The 11,507-nt window shown below is 66.8% G+C and carries 12 protein-coding genes; 3 read left to right on the forward strand and 9 right to left on the reverse strand.

Annotated features, from left to right (window positions below; all coding sequences use genetic code 11):
* Positions 1-73 precede the first annotated feature (73 nt).
* Positions 74-1,969, reverse strand: a complete 1,896-nt coding sequence (locus tag AC5LXK_RS20195; protein WP_493393228.1) for a sigma-54-dependent Fis family transcriptional regulator — start codon at positions 1,967-1,969, stop codon at positions 74-76.
* Between the two features lie 395 nt (positions 1,970-2,364).
* Here AC5LXK_RS20195 and AC5LXK_RS20200 point away from each other — a divergent pair, with 395 nt between their 5' ends.
* Positions 2,365-2,640, forward strand: coding sequence for a DUF2964 family protein (locus AC5LXK_RS20200; RefSeq protein WP_493394024.1), 276 nt, complete (start codon positions 2,365-2,367; stop codon positions 2,638-2,640).
* Here the strand turns inward: AC5LXK_RS20200 and AC5LXK_RS20205 are convergent.
* Positions 2,634-2,852 (reverse strand): hypothetical protein, encoded by a 219-nt coding sequence (locus AC5LXK_RS20205; RefSeq protein ID WP_493393229.1) that lies wholly within the window; start codon positions 2,850-2,852, stop codon positions 2,634-2,636. The genes AC5LXK_RS20200 and AC5LXK_RS20205 overlap by 7 nt on opposite strands.
* A gap of 28 nt (positions 2,853-2,880) precedes the next feature.
* On the opposite strand from AC5LXK_RS20205, the gene AC5LXK_RS20210 reads away from it, so the two are divergent.
* The gene (locus tag AC5LXK_RS20210; protein ID WP_011354308.1) at positions 2,881-3,168 is read left to right on the forward strand and encodes a DUF1488 family protein; all 288 of its coding nucleotides are present in this window, start codon (positions 2,881-2,883) and stop codon (positions 3,166-3,168) included.
* A gap of 253 nt (positions 3,169-3,421) precedes the next feature.
* Here the strand turns inward: AC5LXK_RS20210 and AC5LXK_RS20215 are convergent, their stop codons facing one another.
* The gene (locus tag AC5LXK_RS20215; protein ID WP_493393230.1) at positions 3,422-4,723 is read right to left on the reverse strand and encodes an NCS2 family permease; all 1,302 of its coding nucleotides are present in this window, start codon (positions 4,721-4,723) and stop codon (positions 3,422-3,424) included.
* Positions 4,724-5,503: 780 nt separating this feature from the next.
* Between AC5LXK_RS20215 and AC5LXK_RS20220 the strand changes: the two genes are divergently transcribed.
* Positions 5,504-5,782, forward strand: coding sequence for a hypothetical protein (locus AC5LXK_RS20220; RefSeq protein WP_011354312.1), 279 nt, complete (start codon positions 5,504-5,506; stop codon positions 5,780-5,782).
* Positions 5,783-5,942: 160 nt separating this feature from the next.
* Here AC5LXK_RS20220 and AC5LXK_RS20225 read toward each other — a convergent pair whose 3' ends face one another.
* The 6 genes from AC5LXK_RS20225 to AC5LXK_RS20250 form a co-directional block, all read right to left on the reverse strand.
* Positions 5,943-6,317, reverse strand: a complete 375-nt coding sequence (locus tag AC5LXK_RS20225; RefSeq protein ID WP_493393231.1) for a DUF2917 domain-containing protein — start codon at positions 6,315-6,317, stop codon at positions 5,943-5,945.
* Between the two features lie 326 nt (positions 6,318-6,643).
* Entirely contained in the window at positions 6,644-7,021 is a 378-nt protein-coding gene (locus AC5LXK_RS20230; protein ID WP_493393232.1) for a DUF2917 domain-containing protein, read from the reverse strand.
* Positions 7,022-7,272: 251 nt separating this feature from the next.
* Complete coding sequence (locus AC5LXK_RS20235; RefSeq protein WP_493393233.1) at positions 7,273-7,560, reverse strand: hypothetical protein; 288 nt, start codon at positions 7,558-7,560, stop codon at positions 7,273-7,275.
* Between the two features lie 79 nt (positions 7,561-7,639).
* Positions 7,640-8,545 carry a metal-dependent hydrolase gene (locus AC5LXK_RS20240; protein ID WP_493393234.1) on the reverse strand — a complete coding sequence of 302 codons (906 nt, stop codon included), beginning with the start codon at positions 8,543-8,545 and terminating at the stop codon, positions 7,640-7,642.
* Between the two features lie 29 nt (positions 8,546-8,574).
* On the reverse strand, positions 8,575-10,362 hold the full coding sequence (locus AC5LXK_RS20245; RefSeq protein ID WP_493393235.1) for an SDR family oxidoreductase: 1,788 nt from the start codon (positions 10,360-10,362) through the stop codon (positions 8,575-8,577).
* Positions 10,363-10,406: 44 nt separating this feature from the next.
* Entirely contained in the window at positions 10,407-11,303 is an 897-nt protein-coding gene (locus tag AC5LXK_RS20250; RefSeq protein WP_493393236.1) for a M24 family metallopeptidase, read from the reverse strand.
* Positions 11,304-11,507 lie beyond the last annotated feature (204 nt).

Consider the following 11,507-nt stretch of genomic DNA (forward strand, 5'->3'; position numbering starts at 1 on the left):
GGGCGGAGGGTCGGCGGCAACGCGCCAAGCATACCCGAACCCGCCGGCGGCGGCCGGCTGCCGGCCGTCCGCGTCAGTGCCGCCGCAGGTATCGGTATACGGTGTTGCGCGCGAGGCCGAGCTCGCGCGCGGCGGCCGAGACGTTGCCGCCGTGCCGTGCGAGCACGGCGTCGATCACCGCGGCCTGATGGCTTTGCAGCGTCGTGGCTTCATGCGTGTCGGCCGGCGAGGGCGCCGTGGCGGCTGCCGGCGTGTCGTCGCAGTCGAGCCAGAAATCGTCGGGCAAATGCGCGAGCGTGATTTCGGTCTCGTCTTCGGCGAGCATGCCGGCCGTGCGCAGTACGTTGGTCATCTGCCTCAGGTTGCCGGGCCAGCGGTGGCGCGTGAATGCGTCGAGCACGTCGGCCGCGAGGCGGCGCGGCATCGGTTCGCTGTGCGCGAGCCGCGCGAGAATCCGGTCGACGAGCGCGGGCAGGTCGGTACGCACGGCGAGCGCCGGCAGCGTGACGGCGAGCCCGTTGATCCGGTAGAACAGGTCTTCGCGGAACGTGCCGTCCGCGATCATCGCGCGCAGGTCGCGGTGGGTCGCGCAGACCACGCGCACGTCGACCGGCACCGCGCGTGCGCCGCCGAGCGGCATCACCGCGCGCTCCTGCAGCACGCGCATCAACCGGACCTGCTGCGCGAGCGGCATGTCGCCGATCTCGTCGAGAAACAGCGTGCCGCCGTCGGCCTGCGCGATCTTGCCGGGACTGCCGCGCTTGCGCGCGCCGGTGAACGCGCCGTCTTCATAGCCGAACAGTTCGGCCTCGATCAGCGAATCGGGCAGCGCCGCGCAGTTGACCGCGACGAACGGGCCTTCCGCGCGCGGCGACGCCTGGTGCAGTGCGCGAGCGAGCCATTCCTTGCCGGTGCCGGTCTGGCCGAGGATCAGCAGCGGCAGGTCGCGGCCGCGGATCTTCGCGACGCGCTCCAGCACGGCGGCCATGCGCGCGTCGCCGGTGTCGAGCGTCGCCAACGTGATCGCGTCTGGGTCCGGTGCGCGGACGCGCACGGCCGGCGCGGGCGGCGTGACGGCAACGGTCGTTTTCTGCGCTTCCGGGAATTCGCAGCGGACGAGCACGCGTACGCCGTTCGACAACGTGAGCCGGAACGTGGCGCCCGGCGCGCGGGCGGCCTGCTGCGCGAGCTGGCCGAAGCGCATGCCGAACAACGCATCGCTGGCCTGATGCTGCAGTGCATCGAACGATGCGCCGAGCTGGAATTGTGCGCTGCGGTTCGCGGCGATCAGCCCGCCGTCGGCGCCAAATGCGACAAGCCCGGCGAACAGCGAATCGACGCAGTCCTCGTGCGCGTGAAAGCGCAGCCGCAGCGCTTCGCCGCACTGGTTCGCGAACAGTTGGTTCTCGATCAGCTGCGCGGACATTCGCACGAGCGCGAGCGTATGCGGGCCGGAGCCGCGCGGGTCGCCGCTGACGTCGAGCGTGCCGAGCGTGCGGCCGAACGGATCGACGATCGGTGCGCACGCGCACGTGAGGATGTGGTTGGCGCGCAGGAAATGTTCGGAACCGTGCACGACGACGGCCTGGCCCGATGCGAGCGCGGTGCCGATCGCATTGGTGCCGCGTGCGCCTTCGGCCCACGACACGCCGGTGCACAGCGCGACGCGGTTGGCTTTCTCGATGAAATCCGCGTCGCCGATGCTGTGCAGGATCACGCCGTCGGCGTCGGTCAGCAGTACGAGGCTTTGCGTATCGGCGATCTGCGCGTGGAGGTCCTCCATCACCGGGCGGGCATGCGAGAACAGCGCGTGGTTCGTGTCGAGCAGTTCACGCAACGCGAGGCGCGACAGCGGCGAGAAATCGGGGCGTTCGTGCGCGCGCAGGCCGACCGCGGTCGAGCGCGCATGCGCCTGCGCGAGCAGGTCGGTGCGACCCGCGGCGGCGGGCAGCACGAAGGGTTGCGGCATGACTTGTCTCCTGTCGGCCTGAGTTAGCGCTTTAGCGCTTACTCAGGCCCCATGCTTCGCGGTCGGCCCACGTCAGCGCTTTAGCGCTTACTCAGGCCCCATGCTTCGCGGTCGGCCCACGTCAGCGCTTTAGCGCTTACTCAGGCCCCATGCTTCGCGGTCAGCCCGGTCAGTGCTTCATCGCTCACTCGGGCCATGTTCGTCGATCGGCACAATCGTGTGCCCCGGTCCTGGCCGACATCCCATCGCCGAATTCCTCGGCAGATTCCGCTTTCCGCTTGCGGCGCACCATCGGTGTGCGCGAGCCGACCGTCCGGGTACGCATCATCATACAAGCGCCACGTGCGATGCGCGACCGCGAACAAAATCCCCTTGCTTTTAAGCGCCCGCCTGCAATGATGGAAATGGAGCACGCACGCGCCGTGTTCCGCACTGCAACATGCATGCGACGCGACATGCATCCGTTCGGGAGACGCATCATGGTTCGGACGGAACTGAGAGTCGTGCTGGCGGCGATCGCCACGTTCATCATGCTGGGCGGCATTGCCGTGGCGATCCACGGATTGCTGTTCGATCTGGCCGATGCGGTGAAATACGGGGCGGCCGCGATTGCGGTGGGCGTCACGACGGCCGCGATCTCCCTCAACATCTGGCCCACCGATCCTCACTGACGCCCGTTTCCGAAACGGTGTCGGATGCCGCGCAGATCAGACGAAATGCGCGTCGGAACGACGCACACCGGAAATTTTGTCTCCCGCGCGAAACCGTCTAAAGTGGAAATCAACCGGCATGCATTGACTGCGCAGAACCCCGCGGTCACGGCCTCCGCCGGCGAGCCCGCGTACATTTCGTCCGGCCGGTAGCGGACGACGAACGCGGTCATTCGTTTTCTACCGGTCGAGGCGGCTCCCATGCAGATCCATTTCACGAACGAAAAGCCCGAGTATTCGGGGCGTGACCTGATGCTTGCGTTCACGGCACTGGTCAATGGCGAGCGCGTCCAATGTCAGATCACCGCCGAGGCGCTGGAAGACCACTTCGGCGCGGCATCGCCGCGCTTCGAGGACATGGTCGGTGCATTCGACCAGCATCGCGACCGTATCGAGGCGGCTGCACGGCGTCTGCTGTCGGAGACGCGCGCGCAATGCGTGACGCTGCGCAGCGGTTACGTGCGCTTCTACGAGGCCAACTGGCGCTGACGACACGACGCTCGTCTTGCGGCGCGCGGGACTGAACGCGGCGCACGCGAAGACGTTGCCTTTCGCGCAATGCCGTTCGGCGGGCCGGACGGCATTTTCGTATGCGGGCCGCACCGCGATTGCATGGGCGTCGGCATGGTCGCGTGATGTCGATTCATCAGGATCGCAGAAGAGTCGTGCGGAAACGAAAACGCCACCCGAAGGTGGCGTTTTTCATTGCATCGTGCAGCGCTTCGCTTACTCGCTTACTCGCTTACTCGCTGCCGAGATAGAAGAAGCGGAACAGGAACACGGCCGCGATGATCCACACGATCGGCTTGACCGTGCGGGCCTGGCCCGTCAGCAGCTTCAGGCCGCCGTACGCGATGAAGCCGAACGCGACACCGTTCGCGATCGAGTACGTGAACGGCATCAGCAACGCGGTCAGTGCGGCCGGCACGGCTTCCGTCGCATCGTCCCACGGCACGTCGACCATCTCGCGCAGCATCAGGCACGACACGTACAGCAGTGCAGGCGCCGTTGCGTAGGCCGGCACGACGCCGGCGAGCGGCGCGATGAACAGGCACGCGAGGAACAGCACCGCGACGGTGAGGGCCGTCATGCCGGTACGACCGCCGGCCTGCACGCCCGATGCGCTTTCGATATATGCGGTGGTCGACGACGTGCCGAGCACCGAGCCCGCGACGATTGCCGTGCTGTCGGCGAGCAGCGCCTTGTTCAGGCGGTTCATCTTGCCTTCGACGAGCAGGCCCGCGCGGTTCGCGACGCCCATCAGCGTGCCTGTCGCGTCGAACAGCTCGACGAGGAAGAACACGAGGATCACGTTGATGATGCCGGTCGACAGCGCAGCGCGGATGTCGAGCTTGAACAGCGTCGCGTCGATCGACGGCGGCGCGGAGAACACGCCGTGGAACTGGTTGTCGCCGAAGAAGAACGACAGGATCGTGACGCCGATGATGCCGATCAGGATCGCGCCGCGCACGCGCAGGTGGTCGAGCGTGACGATCGTGAAGAAGCCGACGATCGCGAGGATTGTGTCGTGCTTGTGCAGGTCGCCGAGCGTGACGAGCGTGGCCGGGTTGCCGACGATCACGCCCGACGTCTTCAGCGAGATGATGCCGAGGAACAGGCCGATACCGGCGGTAATGGAAATCCGCAGCGATTTCGGAATGCCGTTGACGATCGCCTCGCGCACGCGGAACAGCGTGACGAGCAGGAACAGGCAGCCGGAGATGAACACCGCACCGAGCGCGGCCTGCCACGTGAAGCCCATCCCCTTGACGACCGTGTACGCGAAATACGCGTTCAGGCCCATGCCGGGCGCACAGGCGATCGGGTAGTTCGCGTACAGCCCCATGATGATCGACGCCAGCGCCGCGACGAGGCAGGTCGCGACGAACACGGATTCCTTCGGCATGCCGGCGTCGCCGAGGATCGCGGGGTTGACGAAGATGATGTAGGCCATCGTCAGGAACGTGGTGACGCCCGCGAGTATTTCGGTGCGGAAGTCGGTGCCGGCTTCAGCGAAGCCGAAATACCGCTTGATGGATTCCATGAAGGCGTTTCTCCGGTCGGGTTGTCGTGTTGATTGTTGTGCCGAATTGTTGTAAAGGCAGCGCGCGGCCGGCTAACTGTAACCAGCCACTATTGCCCGGCTATCGGCGGATTGTAATAGCGCGGATAGCTCGGACGATATAGTTGGAGGGCGCGATCGGTTGCCTGCGCGCGAACGGTCTGGCAGCCCGGCCGCGCGACGAAGGCGCGCATTTTACCGGTTCGTGCGGCACGGGCCGGCAGAATGGGTTGAAACGGCGGAAACAGGCGTGGGAGCGGGGCTGTCGGGTGAAGGCGGCCGATGCGTGCGCAACGGCACGCCGGGCGCGTCGCGCGTGGCGGGTGCGCCATGACATGCGACTGAAACGAGGGGCCCGCATGCTGCACGAACGCGGTGCAGGCGGCGCGTGCGCGCATACGCACGTGCACGGCCGGTGCGGATGCGCGGCAGCGGCATGCAGCGGCCATTCGTCAGTCCAGGCGGTGGCAGATATCGGGCTATCGTGCGCCGAAGCCGTCCCGTCCGCAACTGTCATTTCGCGATGCGGTGGCGACTGTGGTTTCTGTGTAAAAGATTGCAAGACCCCATCGCGTAAACCGGCAAGTCTTTCTAGGATAGATACACCGCACATGCACACGCCGGCCGGTAATTGCCGACGCGGGGGAGTCGCAGTCCGTGCAGGCCTGGCGGTGAATGGCGGTCAAGGTCGTTGCGCGTTCGGGCAGGCACGGCCGGTTGCGATTGCCCGATGCGGGTTCGTCCGTAATCACGGAGGTCAGCATGTTGAACTGGATCAGCCGTTGGGCGATGCGACACGCCCCCACGCCGGAAAAAACCGCCGCGTCGATGCTCGTGACGGCGCGCATGGAACTGTTCGCAGCCGAACAGCGCGTCATCGATGCGAAATTACAGGCGGATTACTGGCGCACACGAGTGTCATTTCTCGAAGAGGTGCAGAAGCAGGGCATCGATCCGTGGGTGACCTCGCAGGCCGCGCAACGTCCCGACCTCGAGTCCACTCCCCGGAGCACGGGCCCGCGTCTCGCCGCCAGCACCTGATGCACCTGTTGCATCCCGTCGCTGCGCACGGCGCGCGATCGCTCGCGGCACGCACCTGCGTGCCGCGTCATTCGATGCGCACCTGCGGCGCGTTGCGCCGCGGGTGCGTCCGTTTCCGGTCGCGGCCGTTCCGCGTCCCGCGTGCGTAACGGCACGTCGCTCATCCGCTCCTTCTCCCTACCCCGGCGAGCAAACGTTGCACTTGTGCGAGCGCGCGCCTGAAGCGCTCGCCGCGCCGCACGTACGCGGTCGTGAGTGTCGCTTCGGCCGACCGGTCGGCATCGGTGCCGAGCCAGATGCGCTCGCCGCGCGCAATGCGCAGCACGTCGCCGGGCCGCACCCAGTAATCGTCGACGCTCGGCGGCCGCGTGACCCACAGCGCCGCGCCATGCGTGCGCAGCTCCGCGTCCTGCGGCGCGCGCCAGGTCATCGTCGTGCGAGGCGCGACCGCGAAGCGGATCACGACTGTCGGTAACGCGATCGTGCCGGCGTGGCGCCGATCGGGACGGTCAAACAACTGGCTTGCCTGGTCCATCGTCTTCTCCATTCAGTGAGCCGGACGGATGACGCGCACCAGAACAAAAAGGCCTCATCCGTTTCCGGTGAGGCCTTGTGTGACATGCAGTACTGCTCGATTGCTAACGCACAAGCGCCTCCCGTGAACCATTCTTTCGAATGTTCATCGATCGATGAATCGCGACGGCGATAAGCTTGTACGTAGGCATGCGAACGATTCTGTTGTCGGGCTGCGGTGTTGTCAACGACTATTTTCGGGATATGCGCGGGCGATACGTTGCCGCGCGCGTGCGGCGGTTCATGACGTCGCTGCGCACCCGGATCGCGTGTGCGGCGACGCATTCGTCATGCGCGACTTCGACCTTGCCCGAGCAGCATCGCGCGTATCCGTGCGAACACACGCGGAAGCCGTGCATCGCGTTTCATCACGTACACGGTCGTGATCGAGGCTTTGGCAGGTGCGTCGTCGTCGGTGCTGATCCAGATGCGATCGCCGCGTTGTACGCGTAGTACGTCGCCGGTTCTCAGCCAGTAATCGTCGATGCTGCCCAGTCGCGTGACCCACAGCGTTGCATCGTGTACGCGGATCTCGGCGTCGTTCTGCGCGCGCCACGTCAGCGTCTTGCGCGGCGCGACCGTGAAATGCAGTTCGACTCTCGGTAATGCGATTGCGTCGGTGCGACACCGATCGCGACAAACAACCAGCCGGCTTGCTTGGTCCATCGTCATCTCCATCCGTTGAGCCGGGCGGGATGACGCGCACCAAAACAAAAAGGCCTCATCCGTTTCCGGCGAGGCCTTGTGACATGCATGACTGAATCTCGATGCTAACGCACAAGCGCCCCCGGTGATCGCCGCGTACCGGCGTTCACTCGTGTTTTATGCGCGATGGCGTTGGGCTTGAGCATAGGCATGCGAACGAGTGTGTCGTGGCAGCGCAGCAATGTCAACGGAAATTTCGAGATACGTGGCGGTCAAGCGTCGCGTTGCGCGAGCCCGTTCACGAGCAGCTCGGACAGCAGGCCCGTCATCCCTTCCGGGTGCGTGGCCGCACGCGCCTTCAGCTGTTCGACGAGTTCGGCGTTGAGCTTGCACGCGAACGGCACGAGTCCCTGTTCCTGGTCGAGCTTGCGCTGTGCGCGGCGGTCGAGCTTGACCGCTTCGTCGGCACCCTTGCCGAAACGCGCGGAGCCAGACTGCTTCATCGCTTGCGTCAGTTTGAGCGCCTTGTTCTTTTCGAGATCGGTTTTCTTCATGGCCATCGCGGCACCTCCGGGAAATTGAAGCCGCGATTGTACGCATTTCGGCGGGCGACGCCCGCCGAGTCGGCCGGAAACGCGATCAGGCGCCTTTGGCGGTGCCCCAGTTGCCGCCGTGCGCGGCCGCCTGCGCGGCCGGCGAACGGGCGAGGTAAGCGAGCGCCTGCTCGGTCGAACCTTCGTGGTGCGGCGTGTAGCTCGGCTTGAAATAGCGCAGCGCGGCGCCGATCACCTTCCAGAACGACGGCAGGTGCCCGCGCCGCGAACCCTGCCACCACGCGAGCGCGAAGCCTGGGTAGCGGCCGGCCGCCGGGTCGCGCTTGTACATGAACTTCGCGCCGGTCGTGATGTAGTAGAGCAGCAGCAGGATCACGAACGCCATGTGCACGCAGCGCTCCGGATAGGTGCCGCCCAGGTGCCGGTAGATGTCGAACGCGACGGTGCGGTGCTCGACTTCCTCGGCGCCGTGCCAGCGCAGCAGGTCGACCATCGTCGGGTCGGCACGGCCTTCGTCGAGCCCGTGCGCGTTGAGCACCCAGTTGCCGAGATAGCCGAAGAAATGCTCGAGCGATGCGATCACGGCCAGCTGCTGCCGCAGCCAGAAGCGCGTATGGCCGATCTTCAGCCCGAGCGGCTGTTCGCCGAGCACGCGCGTGAACAACCGGTTGAGCTTCTGCGTGAACGGCTTCGTGTCGATCCCGTGCCGGTCGTAGTAGTGCTTCAGCACGCCGCCGTGCGAGCGCGAGTGCACGGCTTCCTGGCGCAGGAAGCCTTCGGCCTCGTCGCGCAGGCGCGCATCGGTGATCAGCGGCAGCGCCTTGTTGTACACGCGGCAGAACCACAGCTCGCCTTCCGGGAACAGCAGATTGAGCGTGTTGATGATGTGCGTGCTGCCCGGATCGTTCGGCACCCACGTGATCGGCGTGTCGCTGAAGTCGAACTTCACGTGCCGGGCCTTGATCTTGTGATAGTCGGCGGTATCGGTCATGTTGTCTCCCTGTGCGGCGTCATGCGCCGTCAATGCGATGCCATGCTGACGCGGGCAATCATCCGGCCGAGCCACGGCATGAAGCGGCCGACGAAGCGCATCACGTGCGCCTCGCCGCCGACCGCGACGACCGGGCGGTTGCGCAGCACACCGTCGACCATCGCCTGCGCGACGGTTTCGGGTTTCAGGCCGCGCATCTGGTACAGCCTGGTCGCGCGCTTGCGCAGCCGTGCTTCGTCCTGTGCGTTGGCGCCCGCATATTGCGTCGACGCCATGATTCCGGTCTCCGCGAAACCCGGGCATACGGCCGTCACGCCGATGCCTTTCTCCGCGAGTTCCGCGCGCATGCATTCGCTGAGCATCAGCACGGCGGCCTTCGTCGTCGCGTAGGCGGGCAGGTCGCGCGACGGCCCGAACGCGGCGGCCGACGCGGTGTTGACGATGTGCCCGCCGGTGCCGCGCGCGGCCATCTGCTGCGCGAACAGCCGCGAGCCGTGGATCACGCCCCACAGGTTCACGTGCAGGATGCGCTCCCAGTGCCGCGTGCTCGTGTCGAGGATGCCGCCGGCCATGCCGATGCCCGCGTTGTTGATCACGACGTCCGCGCCGCCGAGCGCGCTGCCGACCCACGTCGCGAGCGCTTCCATCTCGTCGGCGGACCCGACGTCGACGCGTTTCGCATGCGCCTGCGCGCCGGTCAGCCCGAGCAGCAGGGCGGTGCGTTCGGCGCTCGCGAGATCGATGTCGCATGCCACGACCGTGGCGCCTTCGCGAGCGAACGCGATGGCCGCGCAACGGCCGATGCCGCTGCCCGCACCGGTGACGACCGCGACCTTGCCGCTGAAGCGGCCGCTCGTGGCGCGGCGGCGCGCGTTCGCGAGCGCGGGCGGTTCGTTGCCCGATTCGACCGCGTCGATCAGCTGCCCGGCAAGATCCGCGAAGCGTGCGGGATCGGCGAGCGGCAGCCAGTGGCCAGCCGCGACTTCGCGGCGGTAATACTGCGGCACCCAGCGCGACAGGTTCTCGGACAGCGCGGGGCTCACGTACTTGTCGCCGAGCGGCACGATCGTCTGCACCGGTGCGTGCGCATAGCGTTCGCGCGGCGCGAACAGGCAGCGGATGAAGTTCGCGCGATAGAGGCGCACGCCGCGCGCGCCGTCGTCGGCCTGGGTCGGGCGCGGTGCGGCGGGTGTCTTCTCGAGCCGGCGCAGCAGGCGCGGCCATGCGCGGCCGAGCCACAGCCGCCAGCCGAGCTCGGGAATGAACGGCAGATGGAACAGGTACACGTACCACGAACGCACGAGCTGGCCGCCGAGCTTGGCCAGCGATGCAGGCGTCGGGCGCAGCACGCGTTCGCGCAGCCAGAAGCCGACGTGGTCGAGGCACGGCCCCGAGCACGACGTGTACGACGCGATGCGGCCGGCCAGGCGTGGGTCGGTGACGAATTCCCAGCCCTGGATCGAGCCCCAGTCGTGCGCGATCAGGTGCACCGCGCGGCCGGGGCAGAGCGCGTCGATCACCGCGACGAAATCGTCGGTCAGCTTCGCGAGGTGGTAGTCGGCCGTGCGCTTCGGCACGCCGGACAGGCCCGCGCCGCGCACGTCGTATGCGATCACGTAGTGCTTGCGTGCCAGCAGCGGCGCGACGTGCTGCCAGACACTGCTGTCGTCCGGATAGCCGTGCACGAGCACGACCGGCGAGCGGGCCGGGTCGCCCCAGGTCCTGACCGCGAGCGTCAGGTCGCCGGAGGCGACCGCCGTCTCGCTGTGAACCGATTCGAACAGGGCCAGCGGCGCTTCGTCGGAAAGAGGCTGCATCGTGAGTCCGTCGTTCAGGGAGTCGGGAGGGAAGGCGCGGTGCGTCAGGCGGCGGCCGGCACGGTCGCGGCGGCCTGCTTGCGCTCGGCCTGGCGACGCTGCCAGCGGCGCACGTGCGGGAGGTCTTCGTCGAGCCAGTACGCGTCGTCGTCGGTGATCACGAGCAGCTCCTCGAATTTCGCGCCGACGCCGGCGAAGCCGAGATGCGGCTCGACGGCCCACAGGCCCGGCACGGGCGCATGCTCGGAGCGGCGGTCGATCGACCACAGCGGCGACCAGCCCTGCTGTTTCGCCGCGCGGCCCTGGTCGAGCAGCAGGTTGCGCGTCGCATTCAGCCCGAAGCGGGCGACGAAGCGCGGCTTCGACAACTTGTGGATCTTCGCGACGCGATGCGCGAGCACCTTGAACGGATACGCCTTGTGGCGCGGTTCGACGCCCTGGCGGCGGCACAGCGCGTCGACTTCCTGGGCGACCTCGGCCATCGACCGGCGCTCTTTCACGAGTCGCACGATCATGTCGCGATGGTCCATCAGGTCGTCCTGCAACTGTTCGAGGATCGGGTTGTGGCCGAGGCAGTGCGCGTAGCCGACGTCGGCCACGATGCCGTCGAGCACCGGCGCGACGTCGAGGATCACCGGCATGTCGGTTTCGAGCTGGCGGTTGCTCGGGAAGAACGCGAGATTGAAGCCGCCCATGTGCTTGAGCCCCGCGAAGCCTTCGAACGCGGTACGGTCGCCGAACCACGCGAACGGCTTGTGCAGCCAGTCGTACACGCCGTTGTCCTGCAGCCATTCGGTCAACAGGCGCGCGGCTTCCTTCTCGGTGATGCCGGGGTAGAGCATCGCGCCGACGGTTTCGACGCAGCGGTACGCGAGCTGCTGGACCGCGCGGAATTGCGGCAGCTCGTCGAGGTGGACTTCCGGCAGCGGGTGGTCGGCCATGATGCGTCTCCGTTAGGGGCGCTGATCCGGAACGCGCCCGCCGACGTCACCGTCACGGGTTATTCAGTCAGCATTTAATGTGTCATTGATCAATGTAATGATCATAGACGGTTCCGGGGCCCCGGAAGTGAGGATTTGTCCTAATGGAAGGGGGAAATGGAGGGGAGGCTCTAGAGGGCCACGACAGGTGCGTTGTCCGGAGAG

The sequence above is a fragment of the Burkholderia pulmonis genome (assembly GCF_984667975.1).